The organism is Thiomicrospira cyclica ALM1 (assembly GCF_000214825.1).
GTDB classification, from domain to species: Bacteria; Pseudomonadota; Gammaproteobacteria; order Thiomicrospirales; family Thiomicrospiraceae; genus Thiomicrospira; species Thiomicrospira cyclica.
In genome coordinates this window covers 88,760-108,661 of sequence record NC_015581.1, presented here as the reverse complement: position 1 = coordinate 108,661, position 19,902 = coordinate 88,760, and the positions used below count along the sequence as shown (strand labels likewise).

Sequence of the window (19,902 nt, the reverse complement as noted above, 5' to 3'; positions counted from 1 at the left end):
CTACCTCGATTGATCTAAAAAGTTCTGCAACATCTGATGACCCTGCTCGGTCAAAATCGATTCGGGATGAAACTGCACCCCCTCAATCGGCAAGGTTTTATGACGCACGCCCATAATTTCATCAAATTCACCGCTGTCGGTTTGAGTCCAGGCGGTCACTTCCAAACAATCCGGTAAGCAGGCCTGGTTAATCACCAACGAATGGTATCGGGTCGTTTGCACCGGATTCGGCAAATTCGCAAACACCCCAAGATCATGATGAAACACCGGCGAGGTTTTGCCATGCATCACCTGTTTGGCGCGAATAATCTCACCACCAAAGGCTTGACCAATCGCTTGATGACCCAAGCACACCCCCAAAATCGGAATCTCACCAGCAAAGCGTTGAATCGCTGCAACCGACACCCCGGCTTCGGTTGGCGTGCAAGGCCCGGGCGAAATCACCAAATACTCGGGCTGCCAGTTGGCAATATCCTCTAGCGTCAGTTGATCATTACGCACCACCTTCACATCCTGACCCAATTCACCAAAATACTGCACCAGGTTATAGGTAAAGGAATCATAGTTATCAATCATTAACAACATCGTCAGCTCCCATACCTTGACTCACAAACGCGGCAGCACGAAACACCGCCCGCCCTTTATTCATGGTTTCATCCCACTCGCTTTGCGCAACCGAATCGGCCACAATACCGGCACCGGCCTGCACAAACAAGCGGCCGTCTTTAATCACCGCGGTACGAATCGCAATCGCGGTGTCCATATTGCCATGCCAGCCTAAATAGCCGACCGCACCGGCATAAATGCCCCGCTTTACCGGTTCCAGCTCATCAATAATTTCCATAGCACGCACTTTCGGTGCACCGGACACCGTGCCAGCCGGAAAGGTCGCCCGCAACACGTCAATGGCACTTAGACCGGGTTGCACTTGCGCTTCCACATTCGACACAATATGCATCACATGAGAATAACGCTCTACGGTCATTTTCTCGGTAAGCTTCACCGCGCCCGTTTGGGCAATACGCCCCACGTCATTGCGGCCTAAATCAATCAGCATTAAATGCTCTGCCAACTCTTTCGGGTCGGCCAGCAAATCCTGCTCTAAGGCCAAATCGGCGGCGGCATCTTCGCCCCGTTTGCGCGTACCCGCAATAGGGCGCACAGTCACTAAACCATCCTCAAGACGCACTAAAATTTCAGGGGAGGAGCCGACAATATGCACATCATCCAAATTGACATAAAACAAATAGGGCGACGGGTTTAAATGGCGCAAAGCGCGGTACAAGTCGAGCGGACGATAGGGATAATCAATCGACATCTGCTGGGACAACACCACCTGCATCGCATCGCCGGCTAAAATATAGTCCTTTATTTGATGCACCGCGTCTTTAAAAGCCGCTTCACCAAAACTGGACTTAAAATCCAACTCGGCCACCGCCTGACCACTAGACTTATCCTGCGGTGGCGTTAAAGGTTTGCTCAACTGTGCCGCCATCGCCCCCAACTGCGCCAAGCCATAGGCATAGGGGTCATCAATACTCGGATCTTGCAAAGGCACCTGCACAATACATTGCACCTGACCATTTAGATTATCAAACACCACCAACGCAGTTGATACCAGCAGCACCATGTCATCGGCGTTTAAATCATCACGCGCTGGCACGCCGGCGGCTAAACGTGGCTCCATATAACGCACGGTGTCATAACCAAAATAGCCCACCAATCCGCCACAAAATTTCGGCAGGCCGGGTTGCTCATAAACTTTAAACCCAGTTTGATAAGCTTCTAACCAAGCCAAAGGATCATCGACCACCTGTTCGGCAACACGGGCGCCAGCTTGCCAAACACTGACCCGCTGACCTTTTACCCGCACCTGCGTGTCGCAGGGCAACCCAATAATCGAGTAACGCCCCCACTTATCCCCGCCTTGCACCGACTCAAACAAATAACTGTTTGGGGCATCGGCTAATTTTGCATACACCGACAAGGGCGTATCAAAATCGGCTAATAACTGACGCACCATCGGCGCGTGGCTATAGCCTTGGGCTTGTAAATCACGCAGTAGCTCGCGGGTCATCGCCATCGCCTAGCTCTCCTTTGCACGCATATAATTGGCCAGCTCGGTCATGCTATCCATCACCACATCCGGTTCGTAATTGCGAATATCTTCGCCATGGTTGTAGCCATAACTCATACAGAAAACATGGAAGCCCGCGGCACGGGCCGCTTTCACATCACTTTTCGAATCGCCAATCATTAAGGCATTATCCGGGCTGACACCCATCAACTTCGCCGCATGCAAGAGTGGCATCGGATGAGGTTTTTTCTCCGCACAGGTATCGCCACTCACCACAAACTCGAAATAATCCAGCAAGCCCTTATCTTTCAACAAGGGTAAGGTAAAGGCTTCGGCCTTATTGGTGACACAACTTAAACGATAGCCTTGCGCCAGCATCCACTCAATGCCGGCAACCACACCATCGTACACCTGCGAGCGTTTGGCATTGTTATCCCGATACAGCTCTAAAAAGATCGGATAGGCTTTGGCAAATAACGCCTCATCAGGCTCGCCATCGACGGCATTGATTAAGGCACGACGCACCAAGCGCTCAACCCCATTGCCCACCCAATTACGCACCGCGGCCTCACCGCGTAACGGCAAGCCTAATTGCGCCATCATCTCATCAACGCAATAGGCTAAATCCGGCACGCTATCAATCAAGGTACCATCCAAATCAATCAGCACCAGGCCTGGTTTAATTTTAGCGACCATGCTCTGATTACGCCTTGGCTAATTCAGCGCGCATTTGCTTAATAATCGTGTCATAACGATTCGCATCTGCTGCATTGGCCTTACCAAAAATGCCTGAACCCGATACAAACGTATCACAGCCAGCTGCGGCCACTTCGGCAATATTCTCAGCCTTCACACCGCCATCAATTTCTAAACGAATGTCCTTACCGCTGGCATCAATTAACTGACGCGCCGCACGCAACTTGTCGAGCGCATGAGGAATAAACGCCTGACCACCAAAACCAGGGTTCACAGACATAATCAAAATCATGTCAATCTTATCCATCACGTGTTCCAAATAGCTTAACGAGGTCGCCGGATTAAATACCAGGCCTGCTTTACAGCCAGCCCCTTTAATCAACTGCAGGCTGCGGTCAATGTGTTCTGATGCTTCTGGGTGGAAGGTAATATAATCGGCACCGGCATTGGCGAAGTCACCGATCACACGATCCACCGGCTTAACCATTAAATGCACATCAATCGGTGCGGTTAAGCTTTCACGCACCATATAGTTTTTTAACGACTCACACACCAATGGGCCAATGGTTAAATTAGGCACATAATGGTTATCCATCACATCAAAATGCACCACGTCGGCGCCCGCGTTTAAAACATCCTTCACATCTTTGCCTAACTGGGCAAAATCGGCTGATAAAATAGAAGGCGCGATCCAATTCGATTGCTTAGCCATAGTAAAATCCTTATAACTTAGAGGTAAATAATAAAAAACATCCGTCGACTGTGACAGTAACACCCAGTCTACACCCAAATAAAACCCTTGAAATGCCAAGCATTTTACCAGTATCGGGATAAATTTCACCTTAACGGATGCAAAAACACTATAATGCGGCAAAAATAGCTTGATAAAAAGGACTTTCCCGTGAGTGTCCAACACACCAAAACCACCCATGCCATTCGCCGCACCATCGGCGTATTTGAAATCATCGGCCTAGTGATTATCGCCTTGGCTACCATCTACGCTGGATTTACCGAAGTCACCCAAATGGTGCTCACCGCGACAGTAACTCTGGGTGACCTACTGTTATTGTTTCTTTATCTAGAAGTCTTAGCGATGGTGGCGATTTACCTCGACTCCGGTAAACTACCGATTCGCCTGCCCTTATATATTGCCATTATTGCGATGGCACGTTACTTGATTTTGGAGATGAAAGAACTCAGCGAATGGGAAATGCTCGCGGTCGGCTTCACCATTATCTTAATTGCATTGGCGGTACTGGCTTTACGTTATGGGTCATTAAAATTCCCATCACAAGACCGTATGGGACCTCGTTGGCTTGCCCCCACTGCGAAACCCCAAAAATCTGATTATGTTGACTAGGAGCTCACTATGACCCCCGCCCTACACCAATCGTCCCTAAACTCGATACCGCTGATTAATCGCGGCAAGGTACGTGACCTATACCAACTTGACGACCAGCATTTGTTAATTGTCACCACGGATCGAACTTCCGCGTTCGATGTGATCTTACCGACGCCGATTCCCGGCAAAGGTCGCATCCTCGCCAACATGGCGCAATTTTGGTTTCGTCACACCCAAGGCATTATTCGCAACCACTTGGCCAGCGATTTAAGCCTAAGCGACTACTTAACGCCTGATGAGTTGGCACAACTCGACGGTCGCGGTGTGGTGGTAGGCCGTTACACACCACTGCCGATTGAAGCCATTGTGCGCGGTTATTTGGTCGGTTCGGGCTGGAAGGAATATCAACAAAGCCAAAGCGTCTGTGGCCTCGCACTGCCAGCAGGCCTGCAATTAGCGCAACAACTGCCCGAAGCCTTATTTACCCCGTCCAGCAAAGCGGACGTGGGCGATCATGACGAAAACATCACCTACCAACAGATGGTGGCCAAAATTGGTCCCGACTTAGCCGCACAAGTACGCGACATCAGTTTAAAACTCTATCAGTCTGCCGCCGAATTTGCCCTAGCGCGCGGGATTATTATTGCCGATACCAAATTTGAATTTGGTTTAGATGAGCAGGGTGAACTGGTATTAATTGATGAAATCCTAACTCCGGATAGTTCACGCTTTTGGCCAGCCAAAGACTACGCGATGGGCAGCAATCCACCAAGTTTTGACAAACAATTTGTGCGTGATTACTTAGAAACGCTCGACTGGGATAAAACCGCACCCGGCCCGGAATTACCAGACAGTGTCGTCAAGGCCACGCTCACCAAGTACCAAGAAGCGCAAGCCCGCCTGACGGAAAACTAGGTTATGCCGGCTTTATTCATGCCAGGCGTATTTATAACCGGCACCGATACCGAAGTGGGTAAAACCTGGGTATCGGCGGCGCTGATTAAAGGTTTTGCCCAGCAGGGCTATCAGATTATTGCGCGCAAACCGGTGGCCTCGGGCTGTATTTGGGTCAATGAGCAACTGCTGTCCGAAGACGCGCTACAACTGCAACAAGCCGTTATCGCCGCCGGTCAAACCCCACCGCCGCTGGCACAAATTTGTCCGTATCTATTCGAACCGGCCATCTCGCCAGCTCGTGCCATCGCACAGAGCCCCAATCCACAGTTACAACAGTTACGCTTGGCGCAGTTACACCAGGCCTGCTTGGCGAATCATCCAGAGCAACTAGCATCAAAACCAAATTTACTATTGGTTGAGGGCGCTGGTGGTTTTTATTCCCCAATAACGCCTGATGGCTTGAATGCCGATTTAGCACAAAAACTGGGCTTACCCATTGTACTGGTGGTGGCTAATCGACTCGGCTGTCTGAACCAAGCGCTGTTAAGCTTAACCGCGATTGCCGAACGCAACCTGCCACTGCAAGCGATCGTGCTAAATGATATTACCCCCGATGCCGATGCGCATAATCTCAGCGACCTAGCCACGCTGGTAAGTCAATATAGTCCTTTCCCCAATACGCCCATTTATCACCAGGCCTGGCAGGCCGAAGCTCAAATAATTAAACCCCTGGTCATTAATTATTAATTAACAGCACCTAGTAAAATAATTAAAAACTCTCAGATAATACTATAAATTACGTATAATTAAAGCCTTGATAAATCTTAACCACTCTAAGACCTAGGCACTTATGACTGAATCCAATAATAACCAAGACCACGACAGCCCGTGGAAAGAAGCACTGGAACTGCGCTTTCCGGAGTTTTTGGCGCTGTTGTTCCCTCACGTTTATGCCTTAATTAACTGGCAGCGCGAAGTGATTTTCCTCGATAAAGAACTGCAACAGATTCTGCCGAATGCGGAAAATGGCCGTACCTATGCCGACAAGCTGGTGCAGGTGGAATGTACCGATGGCATTGCGCGCTGGGTGTTAATTCATGTTGAAGTACAAGGTGAGCCAGAGGCGGATTTTGCAAGGCGGATGTATCGCTATAATTATCGGATTAACGACAAGTACGACAAGGATGTCATTAGCTTGGCGGTGTTAACCGATGTTAATAAAAAATTTCGGCCCGACCATTTTCGCTTTGAGCTGGGCGGTTGTGAAATCTCGTTTAAGTTTCCGATGGTAAAGTTGCTTGATTGGCAGGATCGCCTTGAAGAACTCTATGCCAGCGATAATGTGTTTGCATTGATTGTCGCCGCACAACTGCACGCCAAGCTGAATAAGGCACCGGAACATCAGCTGGATGCTAAAAAACAACTGATTCGGTTGTTATACCAACGGGGCTACACGCATCAGCAACTACTAGAACTCTTCCGGCTGATTGACTGGATGATTACATTACCGCATAATTTAGATATTGAATTCAAGGTCTTAGTCGACCAGATTGAGGAGGAACAAAAAATGGCGTATGTCACATCCGTAGAACGCATCGCGATGCAAGAAGGCTGGATGAAGGGACAGCAAGAAGGCTGGATGAAGGGACAGCAAGAAGGCAAACTCGAAGGCAAACTTGAAGCTGCGCAAACGATGGTTAAGGACTTTGGTATTTCTGTTAAAGACGCGGCGACAAAATTAAAAGTCCCGCTAGATGACCTAATCGACTACCTTAATAAACACGAGCAGTCTAAGTCTTAGGTTGTAAGACAGCTTTACATTGTTGATGCTTTTTACCACGCCCCGATTTTGGGGCGTTGTTGTTTTGGTTTTGTTTGGGGATTAAAAAACCCCGCCGGGGCGGGGTTTTTAGCCGTTAGGCTAGTGCTACAGTTCCAAGCTGTCCGAGCGAACTCGGAACAAAATTAGAAGCTGTGAGCGATACCAACAGTGAACACGTCAGTTGACTTGTCATTAACACGAACACCACTTAAGCTGTTCTTATCAAGAACACCATACTCTACAAAAGTACGGGTTTTCTTGCCTAGTGCGTAATCTAAACCGATTGTATAGTTAGTCGCATCTTTTGTTTTAAACTTTTCATCTTCGATAACGATGTCATCATAAGATACAAATGCAACTTTAGCACGTGGGGTGAAGTCACCCATGGTGTAGGCCGCACCTAATACGATGTTACTATGGTTACCAAGGTCTGAACGCTCACCGTCAATTTCAACTTTCTTAGTGTTAACACCATTGTACATAGCCGAAACCACTAAACCAGCGTCAGAGTACTGAACGACAGCACGGGTATTTTGCTGATCAATATTTTCGCCTGCAGCATAAAGATCTTTGGTGGCTTGCGTTAAACCAATTGCGGCATACAAACCATTACGCTTAGAACCGTAAGAAAGTGAAGCCGAATAGCCATTGCCTAGTGCCTGATTTTTAGGTTCTTCGGCATCTGTAATACCGGCCAAACTAACTTGGAAACCATTGATGTTTGGGGAAATATAAACTACTACATTGTCTACGCGATCTTCACCAGAAAAGTTAGCATCTCCACCCAAGTTTAAGCCACCGAAACGACCAGTGTTATTACCTAGGTATGCAGAGTCGTTAAAACGGTCGTTAGGCTGAATCATACGTAATGGCGTGTCATGACGACCGGCGATAACGGTACCAAAACCACCCGCAACACCTACGAAGGTATTACGCTGACCACCAAAACCACCGTTATCACCACCATTTGCAACCAAGGTAGTTTCGAACTGGTATACCACCTTAAGGCCATTACCAACGTCTTCAGAACCCTTAACGCCTAAACGTGAGTTACGGTTTACTACTGCAGAACCGTTGTCAGTGACTGAGTCAACTGCAATGTTCATTTGACCGTATAGGGTTGGAGCTGAAGCGTTTGCTGCAAATGGAACGGCCATTGCGCCAGCGATGGCTACTGCAAGAATATTCTTTTTCATGCTGTCTTCCTTATTTAAAAGTTAGTGTATTTCGTTAATTACCGGGCTCTAATGGCTCGGCTTGATGATGACAATACGGATTTTTGTTGGTCAGTGCAAGGTCTGGGGAATATTTTTAAACAAAATTTGCATCTGTTGTTTTTTTGCAACAGTTATAGCCCAAAGCCGTGCGATTTATAAGTCGTTGCTAATAAAAAACCCGAAACAAGTTCGAGTTTTTGGTGGCAGCACCAGGCCGGGTAATGGCCTGGTTTACAACCAGGCTTAAACGACCTTCTGGTCTAATGAACCTGACGCATAACGAGATTGCATCACTTCTAAACCAGACGCTTTGATTTTAGACGCATGGCCGGCACAACCAAAGGCTTCAAAACGTGCTTTACAGATTTCCATCATCGCGTCTTCGGCCGCTTTGAAGAATTTACGTGGGTCGAAGTTTGACGTGTTTTCCGCCAAGTGCTTACGAATCGCACCGGTTGAGGCCATACGTAGGTCGGTATCGATGTTCACTTTACGCACACCGTACTTAATCCCTTCAACAATCGCTTCTACAGGTACACCATAGGTTTGACCCATGTCACCACCGTAGTTGTTGATGATGCTTAACCATTCTTCTGGTACTGACGAAGAACCGTGCATAACCAAATGAGTGGTTGGGATACGCGCATGGATTTTTTTGATCTGGTCAATTTTCAAAACGTCATCAGACGGCTTAGAAGTGAACTTGTACGCACCGTGGGAGGTACCTACCGCTACGGCTAAACAGTCGACGTTGGTTTCACGTACAAACTGAGCCGCTTCTTCTGGATCAGTCAAAAGTGCTGAATGGTCTAGTTTTTCATCAGAACCGTGTCCGTCTTCTTCACCCATCATGCCAGTTTCTAATGAACCCAAACAACCCAATTCGCCTTCTACAGACACACCACCGGCATGAGCAATCTTCACAACTTCGGCAGTAATGCCAGCGTTGTATTCATAAGAAGCGGGGGTTTTCATGTCTGACATTAAAGAACCGTCCATCATCACCGAGGTGAAGCCAGACTGGATCGCGCGTAAACAGACGCCCACATCAGAGCCGTGGTCTTGGTGCATAACCACTGGAATGTGTGGGTACATTTCAACAGCCGCGGCTACCATGTGACGAAGCATTGGCTCGCCGGCATATTTACGTGCACCAGCAGAACCCTGCAGAATGACTGGTGAGTTTACTGCGTCAGCGGCACGCATGATTGCGCGTACTTGTTCCATGTTGTTTACGTTAAACGCTGGCATACCAAAGCTATGTTCTGCTGCGTAGTCCATCAATTCACGAAGTGTAATCATCGCCATATGCGATACTCCTTTTTTTAGTTTAAAAAATTTAACTTAACTTGCATTAAGATTAAGGTACTTTAACAATTTCCATGCGATTGGTGCCACCCATTTCGCCCTGGGTTTGGCCACGAGTTACAATCGCCAAATCACCGCTGTTAACCCGGCCAAACTGCTTAAGCTGACTTAAGATCGATTGGGTAACTTCCTCGTCGCTTAGGTTGGCAAAATCAACTATCGACGGATAAACACCGCGATACATACACACCTTACGACGGGTGGCCTGATGCGGGGTTAGGGCGAAAATCGGCATGCCCGAACTGATGCGCGACATTAACAAAGCGGTGTTACCCGATTCGGTTAAGGCAGCAATGCATTTGACATTAAAGTGGTTGGCCGCGTACATGGTTGCCATCGCAATGGTTTCGTCAACCGCTTGGAAAGTTTCTTCGATGCGGTGGGTAGAATGGCGGGTTGACCGCGATTTTTCCGCTTCATGACAAATTTTGGCCATGGTCGCAACGACCTGGTGCGGCGAGCGACCGGTCGCGGTTTCGCCAGATAGCATCACCGCATCGGTACCGTCCATCACCGCGTTGGCGACGTCAAAGACTTCTGCGCGGGTTGGGATGGCGTTGTCAATCATGGTTTCCATCATCTGGGTCGCGGTGATGGTGACACGGTTTAATTGACGTGCGCGTTTGATAATTTTCTTTTGCAGGGCCGGTAATTGGGTATCACCCACTTCGACACCGAGGTCACCACGGGCAATCATCACCACATCCGAGGCGAGGATAATGCCATCCAGAGTTGCGTCATCAGCCACGGCTTCGGCACGTTCGATTTTAGACACAATACCGCATTTTAGACCGGCTTGTTCGGCCAGGCTGCGGCAGTAGTCGACATCTTCCGCAGAACGGGGAAAGGACAAGGCTAGGTAGTCGGCATCAATTTTAGCGGCGGTTAGGATGTCTTCCTTGTCTTTTTCGGTTAATGCGCTGGCGGATAAGCCGCCGCCATGCAGGTTAATACCCTTGTTATTGGACAAGGTACCGCCCACGGTGACGGTACATTCAACGCGCTCGCCAACCACTTGATTGACCTTCATCACAATCCGGCCATCGTCTAGTAACAACAGATCGTCAGCTTTAACGTCATAAGGCAGGTTTTTGTAGGTTAACCCCACTTCTTGTTGATTACCGGCATCATTGGCGACGTTGTTATCTAAGGCAAATTGGTCGCCGTCATTGAGTTCAATCGGGCCATTTTTGAATTTGGCAATCCGGATTTTTGGTCCTTGCAAATCAACCAAAATGGCCACTTCGCGATTAACGCGAGCGGCGGTTTCGCGAATATTTTGGGCGCGAAGTAAATGATCTTCCGGGTTACCGTGTGACATATTAATACGCACCACATCAACACCGGCGAGGATAATACGTTCCAGTTCACCGGGACGATCGGTCGCTGGCCCAAGGGTGGCGACAATTTTTGTTCTACGAAGTGTTTCAGCCATCTTGGCATGTTTCCTTATGTGTTTGACTGTTTGCTAAACTACGTCTTAGTGTGGCAGTTGCAAGATGTCTCGTAAAATAAACTGCCCCCTAGCTGGGGAAAGACCCGTCCGGCCTTGGTTCAATTCACTTCTCGAGTCATCCTTATTTAACTGATAACAATAAGATGACCGTTTTACAACAGTGTTTGTTGATAGAACCAGGCCTGCTAACAGCAGGCCTGGATTAGTACTTTGTGTTACTTACTTCGCGCGTTGTTCCAGCATTTCAACGGCAGGTAGTTTTTTGCCTTCCAAGAATTCAAGGAAGGCACCACCGCCGGTTGAAATGTAAGACACTTGATCCGCAATGCCATACTTATCAATCGCGGCTAGGGTGTCACCACCGCCAGCAATTGAGAAGGCTTTGGATTCGGCAATCGCTTTAGAGATGGTTTTAGTTCCTGCTCCAAACTGATCAAACTCAAACACGCCCACGGGACCGTTCCATACCACGGTGCCGGCGTTTTTGATTATTTCAGCTAATTCTGCGGCTGATTTTGGCCCGATATCGAAAATCATATCGTCATCCGCTACATCAGCAACTGATTTGGTTTCCGCCGCCGCGGTTTCAGAGAATTCTTTACCGGTTACAACGTCAACAGCCACGGGAATAGACGCATTACGTGCGTTCATAATCTCGTTTAGCTTGTTAGCGGTTGGCACCAAATCATCTTCACATAGTGACTTACCGACATTGTGGCCAGCGGCCTTAATGAAGGTGTTGGCAATACCACCACCAACAACCAACTGGTCAACCACTTGTGATAGCGACTCAAGCACGGTTAACTTAGTTGAAACCTTAGAACCGCCGACAATCGCCACTAATGGACGCGCAGGCTCTTTTAAGGCCTTGGTTAGTGCATCAAGTTCTTCAGTTAATAACAGGCCGGCACAAGCAACGGGGGCATAGACACCGGCGCCGTGGGTAGAACCCTGCGCACGGTGAGCGGTACCGAAAGCATCCATCACATAAACATCACACAATGCGGCGTATTTTTTCGATAACTCTTCGGTGTTTTTGCCTTCCCCGACGTTGAAACGGACGTTTTCTAGTAGCACTAGCTCACCATCAGCCACATCAAAACCACCGTTTAAGTAGTCTTTGATCAGACGAACGTTTTTGCCCAATTTTTCGGATAGGTTTGCCGCAACCGGCGCCAATGAATTTTCTGCTGAAAACTCACCTTCTACGGGACGACCTAGATGCGACATGACCATCACTTTGGCACCGGCCTTCATGGCCGCTTCAAAGGTTTTCATAGAGGCACGAATACGCGCATCTGAGGTGACAACGCCATTTTTAACTGGCACGTTAAGGTCAGCACGAATTAAGACGCGCTTGCCCTTAAGATCCAAATCTGCCATACGAATAAAAGACATAGGTGGCTCCTTACTTACCAACGTGTTCAACAACACGCATCATGTTACAGGTATAGCCGTATTCGTTATCATACCAAGCAACAACTTTAACGAAGGTACCGTCTAGGGCAATGCCTGCGCCCGCATCAAAGATGGATGGGTGAGAGTTGCCACGGAAGTCAGTCGAAACTACGGATTCGTCAGTGTAACCTAGCACACCCTTCATTTCACCTTCTGAGGCTTTTTTCATGGCGGCACAGATTTGCTCGTAAGTCGCATCTTTTTCTAGCTCAACCGTTAGGTCAACCACTGATACGTCAGAGGTTGGTACACGGAATGCCATACCGGTTAGTTTGCCGTTGAGTGATGGCAATACTTTACCCACGGCTTTGGCCGCACCCGTTGATGATGGAATGATGTTTTCTAAAATACCACGACCACCGCGCCAGTCTTTTGATGAAGGACCGTCAACGGTTTTTTGGGTTGCCGTTGCGGCATGCACCGTCGTCATCAAACCACGCTTGATACCGAAGTTATCGTTTAATACTTTGGCCACTGGTGCTAAACCGTTGGTGGTACAAGAAGCGGCTGAAACAATCGCTTGACCCGCATACTCTTTATGGTTTACACCGTAAACAAACATTGGCGTATGGTCTTTTGATGGTGCTGACTGAACGACTTTTTTCGCGCCCGCTTTGATGTGTGCCTGGCAAGACTCTTCGGTTAGGAAGAAACCGGTACATTCGATAACTAGGTCAACACCGGCTTCGTCCCATTTTAGGTTTGCTGGGTCGCGCTCTGCGGTTAAACGGATTTTTTTACCGTTAACGACCATGCTGTTACCTTCAACAGCAACGTCGCCCTGGAAGTTGCCGTGTACTGAGTCATACTTCAACATATAGGCTAGGTATTCAGGATCTAGAAGGTCGTTGATGGCAACCACTTCAATACCTGGAAAATCTTTTGCCGCGGCGCGGAATGCCATACGACCGATACGACCAAAACCGTTAATGCCTACTTTAATTGTCATACTTTTCTCCTATTGAGGAAAACCGGCACAAGTGCCGAGTTTTCAGTCGGGCCGTAGCCCTTTTTTAGTTAACAAACATAAATTTAAAATCGATTATTTCGCAATGAGCGCCTGAGCTTTTGCTACGACGTTTTCTACCGTGAAACCAAATTCTTTAAATAGCTCGCCAGCGGGTGCGGATTCACCGAAGGTGTCGATACCAACCACATCACCGTCTAAACCAACCCACTTGTACCAGTAAGCTGTTACGCCCGCTTCTACCGCTAAACGCTTAACACCTGGAATCAAGACCGAATCTTGATAGGCTTGGTCTTGCGCGGCGAACATTTCTGGACATGGCATAGATACCACGCGTACTTTAGTCCCTGCGGCATTCAACTGATCGGCCGCTTTCACCGCTAGATCAACTTCCGAACCGGTCGCGATAATAATCAATTGTGCTTCGCACGCGCCTTCGCAGTTGCAATCTTTTAGGACATAACCGCCCTTCTCGATGTTTTTAACCTGCGCATCGGTACGTGGTTGTGGGGTTAGGTTTTGACGCGAAAAGACCAACGCGGTTGGCGCTTCGTTACGCATCACAGCCACTTTCCAAGATACCGCTGATTCCACCGCATCACAAGCACGCCAGGTCTGGAAACGTGGAATCATGCGCATGGTCGCAATTTGCTCTACTGGCTGATGAGTTGGGCCGTCTTCACCCAGACCAATCGAGTCGTGAGTATAAACATAGATGGTGCCGATTTTCATCAGTGCTGACATACGTAACGCGTTACGCATGAATTCCATGAACATTAGGAAGGTTGCACCGTAAACCTTGAAGCCACCATGAAGGACCATACCGTTCATCATGTGGGCCATACCAAATTCACGCACACCCCAAGAGATGTAGTTACCGTTAGCATTGTTTTTGTTTACTTTAACCGTGCCTGACCAGTTGGTTAGGTTAGAACCGGTTAGGTCGGCTGAACCACCAAATAGTTCTGGCAATAATGGTCCCATGGCTTCAATCGCGTTTTGTGACGCTTTACGTGAGGCAATGTTTGGCATATCGGCTTGCGTTTTGGCAATGAACTTGTTCATTTCGACTTCGAAGTTGGCCGGTAATTCGCCTGACATACGACGTTTGAATTCAGACGCCAATTCTGGGTATTCTTTTGCGTAGCCGGCAAACATTTCATTCCAAGCGGCTTCTTCTTCAGCGCCTTTTGCAGTGTGATCCCAACCATCATAAATGTCTTGCGGGATAACGAAAGGCTCGTGATTCCAGCCTAGGTTTTCACGCGTTAGGGCAATTTCTTGGTCACCTAGTGGTGCGCCGTGACAATCGTGCGTGCCACATAGGTTTGGCGAACCGAAACCGATGGTGGTTTTGGTACAAATGAGCGTTGGCTTGTCTTGAATCGATTTAGCTTCATGGATAGCGGCATCCACCGCTTCTGCGTTATGACCATCAACACCACGGATCACGTGCCAGCCGTAAGATTCAAAACGACCCGGTACGTCTTGTTCCATCCACTCGTCGATGTGACCGTCGATAGAGATGTTGTTGTCGTCCCAGAAGGCAACTAACTTACCTAGACCTAAAGCACCGGCCATTGCACAAGATTCATGCGACAAGCCTTCCATCAAGCAACCGTCGCCCAAGAATACATAGGTGTGGTGATTTACAACTGGGTAACCTGGGCGGTTGAACTGCGCGCCTAATGTGCGTTCTGCAATCGCCATACCCACGGCATTAGTAACACCTTGACCTAGTGGACCGGTGGTGGTTTCGATGCCATCGGCATAACCGTATTCTGGGTGACCGGCTGTTTTTGAATGAAGCTGACGGAATTGTTTGATATCTTCGATACCTAACTCAAAACCGGTTAAGTGCAGTAGAGAATAAATCAACATAGAGCCATGGCCGTTCGATAGTACGAAACGATCACGGTCGGCCCAGTTTGAATTTTTTGGGTTGTATTTCATGTGGCTGTTCCACAGAACCTCGGCAATATCAGCCATCCCCATTGGGGCACCAGGATGTCCTGATTTGGCTTTTTGTACCGCATCCATGCTTAACGCACGGATAGCGTTAGCGAGTTCTCTACGAGTTGGCATATCAACGTCCTCAATCATTAAAAAAATTCGGGGGTGTTTGAAACCGGGGTATACCGGGGTCTTTATAACCGAATAAGCAGACCTGCGCCTTGCTATTTCAAACACAAATAGTTAGTTATTTTCGCTTAATTTGCAAGATTCTTCAAGTGGGGGCGTCATTTAGCATCAAATTGCGCGTTGGGTAGAGCGCTTTAGCCAGCCCTCAACCCGCTTAGCGCCGCCTTCGTAGAGAGATAATAACGCGGGAATAACCAATAGAATTAATATCGTTGCAAAGGCTAGACCAAAGGCTATCGACACCGCCATGGGGATTAAAAACTGTGCTTGCAATGAGGTTTCGAACAATAACGGGGTTAAACCGGCAATGGTGGTTAGACTGGTAACCAGAACGGCCCGCAAACGCTGTACCGAGGCTTCTTCGAGTGCTTCGTTAACACTGAGGCCTTCGGCCAGTAGGCGTTGATAGAAACTGACCAAAATAATCGCGTTGTTAACCACAATGCCGGCCAAGCCAAATAAACCAAACAGTGACAAGATGGTCAAGCCAATCCCCATCACATAATGGCCCAAAATGGCGCCGATTAAGCCGAGCGGAATCGCCAGCATGACCACGAGCGGCCAGCCATAAGACTGGAATACCCAAGCCAAAATAATATAAATCAACACCAGCCCGAGCATTAAGCCAATCAGCATATCGCCAAAGGTATTACTTTGGTTTTTAGCGGTGCCCTCTAGGCTGTAATTTACGCCATAGCGCTGCTGTAACTCAGGCAAGACGGTGTCTTGCAGATTGGCTAGAATTTGATTGGCATTATTTTGACTGCGATCGACATCGCCGAGTACGGTAACCGCAAGCTGGCCGTTAAAATGGCGTAACACATCAAAACCTTGCTGAGTGCGCCACTCGACCAGCTGTGAGAGGTTCACAAATTCGCCATTCGGTGCAACCAGCTGGAGTTGATTGAGTAAAGCGAGTTGCGCTTGCTCCTCGCGTGGTAGCATCACTCGCACTTCAATTTCATCTTCGCCCAGGGTAAAAATTTGCGCCAGTTGACCCGATAAAGCACTGCTGAGCTGGCTACCAATAGAGCTGGTGGTAAAGCCCAAGGCTTGCGCATAGGGAGTGAGTTGATAAACCATTTGCTGGCGACCGTAGGGCAAATCATCCGATACACCACTGACGCCGGGCAAATCTTCAATAACCGCTTGTAAGGCTTCGGACGCCAACTTTAAACGCTCGGCATCGGCACCGGTAAATTGGATTTGGATATCCCGTCCAGGTGGCCCGCCGGTTTGAGCGGCAATATTAAAGTTTTCTAGGCCGGGTGCCGTGGGTACGCGTTCGCGCCAGGCCTGCATTAGGGTGATATTGCGGGTTTGACGTCGATCGGAGGGGATTAGCTCAATTTGCATCGCGCCATACACCCCACTGCTGGCACTGGAGCCTTGATTGTAAGCCAGTACCGCAGTTTTGACGATACCCGGCTCCAGTTCCGCTTCAACCTCACGCAAAGCTTGATAAACTTGGCGCATAAAATCGGCGGTAACCTGCTCTGGCGTGCCGGATACAAATTGCACCGAGGCATTGATACGGTTAGATTCTGGCGAGGGGAAGAAGGTAAAACTTAGCCGCCCGCCGGCAATTAGACCGATGATTAATAGAATAAGACTAAAGGTCATGGCGACCATACTCATACGGTTATTGAGCACCCAGCGAATCACCGCACGGAAATACACTTGACGGAAACGTCCAAATGCGGCATCCCAGCGTTTACGCCATTTCGGTTCCGTGCCGTTAAACAAACCTAAACCAAAGCGTAAATGACCCGGCAATACCAAAAAGCATTGCACCAGCGACACCAGAATAACGGAAATAATCACCATCGGAATGGCGATTAAAATACCGCCAATTTCACCACCGATAATCATTAAAGGCAAAAAGGCGGCAATGGTGGTTAAGGATGAGGCCATTACGGGTGTAAACATGCGTTTGGCACCGCCGGCGGCGGCCTCGCCCGGTGATTCGCCTTGCTCAAAATGGGTGAGCGCATCTTCACCGACCACTATGGCGTCATCGACGATAATACCCAGCGCCATAATCAGCGCAAACAGGCTAATCATATTAATACTGCCACCGGCTAGATAAAGCACCATCAGCGTGGCTAAAAAGGACACCGGAATACCGACCGCTACCCAAAAGGCGACCCGCCCGTTGAGGAAGATATATAAAATTGCTAGCACCAATAACAAGCCGCCAAGCCCGTTTTTAACCAGCAACATAATCCGTTCTTTCACCAGCGACCAGGTTTCGTCATAGACCACCAAATCGACCCCCTGAGGCAAGTGTGGCAAGGTGTCATCTAACCAGGCCTGCATAATGCGTGATGAGGCTAGCGTGTCACCGCTTTCCGAGCGTTGCAGGGACAGCTCAATCACTGGGCGGTCGTCCACCCTTAGGTAAGCCGCCTCACGAACCGGGCGGAGAATGACTTGGGCAACATCGCCCAAGCGCAATTGTTCGGTATCACTCACTTGCAAAGGTAGGTCAGCAAAGTGGTTCACTTCTCGACGCTGTTCGAGTGCGCGCACATCGCGAGTGGCGTCACTAAAGCCAATTTGGCCAGCAGGGACATCACGACTGATACTACTGACCTGCTCGGCCACTTGGGCAATGCTTAACTGGTAAGCCTGTTGCTTGGCCAGCGGCAATTCAATGGCCAGTTCTTCAATCGGGCGGCCACGAAAGGTGACCCGGTCAACGCCACGATCGAGCAGTTCACGCTCAAATTGTCGCGCCATCTCTCGCAGGCCATCGGCATCGCCGGGCTGACCTAATAATAAGACCTTGGCAATGGGTTCGTAACGGAGAATTCGTTCAATGGTGGGCGTTTGAATATCTTGTGGTAGGTTGCGTAATTCGGTAACCCGTTGGCGCACTTGATCGACTGCCTCAATCATGTCGGTGCCTTCTTTAAATTTCAACGTCACCAATGAGGAGCCTAATGCTGAGGTCGAGGTCATTTCGTCGAGATTCTCTACCGTGCGCAGTACCCGTTCTATTGGATTGGTGACACTTTGCTCGACATCTTGCGCATTCGCGCCGGGCCAAATAACTCGCACTTGGGCATAGTCTAAATCGAAATTTGGGAAAAACTGAACGTTCAGGCGCATCAAGGCGACCGCTCCGGCCAGCATCATCAGTAGCATCAATAAATTGGCGGCGACCTTGTGATAGGTAAAGAGACCAATTAAACCGCGACGACTGTGCTTACTCATTGAGAGGCCTCACGCGTAAACCACCCACCGCATTGGGTAACTGGGTGACCAGCAATTGCTCACCCAGCGCCAACTCGCCCACTACTAACGCCCAACGCTGAGTGCCTTGCATCCAATCCCCAACCCGTTTCACTTCACGCGCGACCAAGCGTTCACTATCAATCACATAGACACGATTTTGTCCGTAAAGCGCGCTATAGGGCACAGCAAAGGCTGGTGACTCCAGCGGCACTGAAACCCGCATTTCCCGCATTTCACCAGGCCTGCTTTGGGTGGGCAGGGTAAAGGCAAACCAGGCATCTAATCCGCGAACACTGGCGACTGCATCGAAGCGTGAAAATTCGAGCGGCTCGTCGGTACCTAGCAGTTGACCGGAAATAGGCTGTGCCTGCGCAATCGCCGCTTGCAAGGTCGCTACTTGATCCAAGGGCAGGGTGACACGCAATTCCAAGCTATCGAGGCTATAAAAATCCAGTACTGGGCTATTTTGGGTTAGGGGTTCACCTTCGGCAGCATGGCGTGCCATGATGCGACCGGGCATGGGTGCGATGTAGCGCGCTTGCTCTGCTTGCCGCTGCACCGTATCCAGCTGCACCTGGGCACGGTCTAAACGGGCCTGTGCTTGTGCCAAACGGCTGGTTTGCTGTTCGACCTGAAGCTGTGCATTGAGCCAGGTAAGTTCTTGCCGGTTCAAGGCCTCTTGAGCTTGATCAACCACTTGCTGTGAGGCAAGTTCTCGTGCTACGAGCTGTTGATTACGCTGAAGATCGGTTTGCTTTAACGCCAGCAGGCCTGCTTCGCGGGTGAGTTTTTCTCGCTCATTGACATGTTGAACCTCTTCGGCGGCGAAGAGTGCTTGAGCTTCATTAAAATCGGCTTGCGCAGCTTGCAGTTGCCAGGCGACCTGCCGATCGTCAAAGGCCATTAATTCGGCACCGGCTTCAAAACGTTCGCCCACCTGCCGTGGCAAGCTGACCAGATCGGCATTTAGCGGCGCATGCAGGCGAATGCGCTGCTGGGTTTCTACCCGCCCTACCAGGGATAGTTGGGTGGCGGTTTGCTGTGTATTAAGTGACAAAACCTCCACCGGCCACGCCCGTTCTTCAATATCAACCGGCTCGGCGACCGGCTTGGTGTTTTTGAGATAGTTAAAGATGCCAAATCCGATAATGAGGATAAGCAAGGGCAGCAGGATTGTTTTGACCAGCCAGCGTAGAGGCGATTGGGCCATAGGTTTATGT

16 protein-coding genes are annotated in these 19,902 nt (G+C 49.2%); 4 read left to right on the top strand and 12 right to left on the bottom strand.

What is annotated here, in order from left to right; translation table 11 throughout:
* From THICY_RS00520 to rpe, 4 genes are read right to left on the bottom strand one after another with little or no spacing between them, the layout of a single operon-like run.
* Positions 1 to 585 (bottom strand): aminodeoxychorismate/anthranilate synthase component II, encoded by a 585-nt coding sequence (locus THICY_RS00520; RefSeq protein WP_013834665.1) that lies wholly within the window; start codon positions 583 to 585, stop codon positions 1 to 3.
* Positions 569 to 2,083: an anthranilate synthase component I gene (trpE, locus tag THICY_RS00515; RefSeq protein ID WP_013834664.1), complete on the bottom strand. Its 1,515-nt coding sequence runs from the start codon at positions 2,081 to 2,083 to the stop codon at positions 569 to 571. Before trpE ends, THICY_RS00520 begins: the two co-directional genes overlap by 17 nt.
* 3 nt (positions 2,084 to 2,086) lie before the next feature.
* Positions 2,087 to 2,773 (bottom strand): phosphoglycolate phosphatase, encoded by a 687-nt coding sequence (locus THICY_RS00510; RefSeq protein WP_013834663.1) that lies wholly within the window; start codon positions 2,771 to 2,773, stop codon positions 2,087 to 2,089.
* A 7-nt stretch (positions 2,774 to 2,780) separates the two neighbouring features.
* Entirely contained in the window at positions 2,781 to 3,485 is a 705-nt protein-coding gene (gene rpe, locus THICY_RS00505; protein WP_013834662.1) for a ribulose-phosphate 3-epimerase, read from the bottom strand.
* 189 nt (positions 3,486 to 3,674) lie between these two features.
* Here rpe and THICY_RS00500 point away from each other — a divergent pair, with 189 nt between their 5' ends.
* The 4 genes from THICY_RS00500 (at position 3,675) to THICY_RS00485 (ending at position 6,813) form a co-directional block, all read left to right on the top strand.
* Positions 3,675 to 4,133 carry a phosphate-starvation-inducible protein PsiE gene (locus THICY_RS00500; protein ID WP_013834661.1) on the top strand — a complete coding sequence of 153 codons (459 nt, stop codon included), beginning with the start codon at positions 3,675 to 3,677 and terminating at the stop codon, positions 4,131 to 4,133.
* A gap of 9 nt (positions 4,134 to 4,142) precedes the next feature.
* Positions 4,143 to 5,030, top strand: coding sequence for a phosphoribosylaminoimidazolesuccinocarboxamide synthase (locus tag THICY_RS00495; RefSeq protein WP_013834660.1), 888 nt, complete (start codon positions 4,143 to 4,145; stop codon positions 5,028 to 5,030).
* A gap of 3 nt (positions 5,031 to 5,033) precedes the next feature.
* Positions 5,034 to 5,759, top strand: coding sequence for a dethiobiotin synthase (gene bioD / locus THICY_RS00490; RefSeq protein WP_013834659.1), 726 nt, complete (start codon positions 5,034 to 5,036; stop codon positions 5,757 to 5,759).
* A gap of 103 nt (positions 5,760 to 5,862) precedes the next feature.
* Positions 5,863 to 6,813, top strand: a complete 951-nt coding sequence (locus THICY_RS00485; protein WP_013834658.1) for an RpnC/YadD family protein — start codon at positions 5,863 to 5,865, stop codon at positions 6,811 to 6,813.
* Positions 6,814 to 6,977: 164 nt separating this feature from the next.
* Here THICY_RS00485 and THICY_RS08555 read toward each other — a convergent pair whose 3' ends face one another.
* From THICY_RS08555 to THICY_RS00440, 8 genes are all read right to left on the bottom strand, one after another.
* The gene (locus THICY_RS08555) at positions 6,978 to 8,030 is read right to left on the bottom strand and encodes a porin (RefSeq protein ID WP_013834657.1); all 1,053 of its coding nucleotides are present in this window, start codon (positions 8,028 to 8,030) and stop codon (positions 6,978 to 6,980) included.
* A 264-nt stretch (positions 8,031 to 8,294) separates the two neighbouring features.
* Positions 8,295 to 9,359, bottom strand: a complete 1,065-nt coding sequence (fba, locus tag THICY_RS00470; protein WP_013834656.1) for a class II fructose-bisphosphate aldolase — start codon at positions 9,357 to 9,359, stop codon at positions 8,295 to 8,297.
* Between the two features lie 52 nt (positions 9,360 to 9,411).
* Positions 9,412 to 10,854: a pyruvate kinase gene (pyk, locus tag THICY_RS00465; protein WP_013834655.1), complete on the bottom strand. Its 1,443-nt coding sequence runs from the start codon at positions 10,852 to 10,854 to the stop codon at positions 9,412 to 9,414.
* Between the two features lie 240 nt (positions 10,855 to 11,094).
* Positions 11,095 to 12,273, bottom strand: a complete 1,179-nt coding sequence (locus tag THICY_RS00460; protein WP_013834654.1) for a phosphoglycerate kinase — start codon at positions 12,271 to 12,273, stop codon at positions 11,095 to 11,097.
* Positions 12,274 to 12,283: 10 nt separating this feature from the next.
* Entirely contained in the window at positions 12,284 to 13,282 is a 999-nt protein-coding gene (gap, locus tag THICY_RS00455) for a type I glyceraldehyde-3-phosphate dehydrogenase (protein ID WP_013834653.1), read from the bottom strand.
* Between the two features lie 93 nt (positions 13,283 to 13,375).
* A complete protein-coding gene (tkt, locus tag THICY_RS00450; protein WP_013834652.1) occupies positions 13,376 to 15,385 on the bottom strand; it encodes a transketolase in 2,010 nt (669 codons plus the stop codon).
* 165 nt (positions 15,386 to 15,550) lie between these two features.
* Positions 15,551 to 18,661, bottom strand: a complete 3,111-nt coding sequence (locus tag THICY_RS00445; protein ID WP_013834651.1) for an efflux RND transporter permease subunit — start codon at positions 18,659 to 18,661, stop codon at positions 15,551 to 15,553.
* Complete coding sequence (locus THICY_RS00440; RefSeq protein ID WP_013834650.1) at positions 18,654 to 19,892, bottom strand: efflux RND transporter periplasmic adaptor subunit; 1,239 nt, start codon at positions 19,890 to 19,892, stop codon at positions 18,654 to 18,656. The genes THICY_RS00445 and THICY_RS00440 overlap by 8 nt, the downstream gene beginning before the upstream one ends.
* Positions 19,893 to 19,902: the final 10 nt, after the last annotated feature.

Excerpts from the sequence above, each read along its gene's own strand:
- gap (WP_013834653.1), bottom strand. The coding sequence starts at position 13,282 with ATGACAATTAAAGTAGGCATTAACGGTTTTGGTCGTATCGGTCGTATG.
- THICY_RS00445 (WP_013834651.1), bottom strand. The coding sequence starts at position 18,661 with ATGAGTAAGCACAGTCGTCGCGGTTTAATTGGTCTCTTTACCTATCAC.
- bioD (WP_013834659.1), top strand. The coding sequence starts at position 5,034 with ATGCCGGCTTTATTCATGCCAGGCGTATTTATAACCGGCACCGATACC.
- pyk (WP_013834655.1), bottom strand. The coding sequence starts at position 10,854 with ATGGCTGAAACACTTCGTAGAACAAAAATTGTCGCCACCCTTGGGCCA.
- THICY_RS00520 (WP_013834665.1), bottom strand. The coding sequence starts at position 585 with ATGTTGTTAATGATTGATAACTATGATTCCTTTACCTATAACCTGGTG.
- fba (WP_013834656.1), bottom strand. The coding sequence starts at position 9,359 with ATGGCGATGATTACACTTCGTGAATTGATGGACTACGCAGCAGAACAT.
- rpe (WP_013834662.1), bottom strand. The coding sequence starts at position 3,485 with ATGGCTAAGCAATCGAATTGGATCGCGCCTTCTATTTTATCAGCCGAT.
- tkt (WP_013834652.1), bottom strand. The coding sequence starts at position 15,385 with ATGCCAACTCGTAGAGAACTCGCTAACGCTATCCGTGCGTTAAGCATG.
- THICY_RS00440 (WP_013834650.1), bottom strand. The coding sequence starts at position 19,892 with ATGGCCCAATCGCCTCTACGCTGGCTGGTCAAAACAATCCTGCTGCCC.
- THICY_RS00485 (WP_013834658.1), top strand. The coding sequence starts at position 5,863 with ATGACTGAATCCAATAATAACCAAGACCACGACAGCCCGTGGAAAGAA.
- THICY_RS00495 (WP_013834660.1), top strand. The coding sequence starts at position 4,143 with ATGACCCCCGCCCTACACCAATCGTCCCTAAACTCGATACCGCTGATT.
- trpE (WP_013834664.1), bottom strand. The coding sequence starts at position 2,083 with ATGGCGATGACCCGCGAGCTACTGCGTGATTTACAAGCCCAAGGCTAT.
- THICY_RS00510 (WP_013834663.1), bottom strand. The coding sequence starts at position 2,773 with ATGGTCGCTAAAATTAAACCAGGCCTGGTGCTGATTGATTTGGATGGT.
- THICY_RS00460 (WP_013834654.1), bottom strand. The coding sequence starts at position 12,273 with ATGTCTTTTATTCGTATGGCAGATTTGGATCTTAAGGGCAAGCGCGTC.
- THICY_RS08555 (WP_013834657.1), bottom strand. The coding sequence starts at position 8,030 with ATGAAAAAGAATATTCTTGCAGTAGCCATCGCTGGCGCAATGGCCGTT.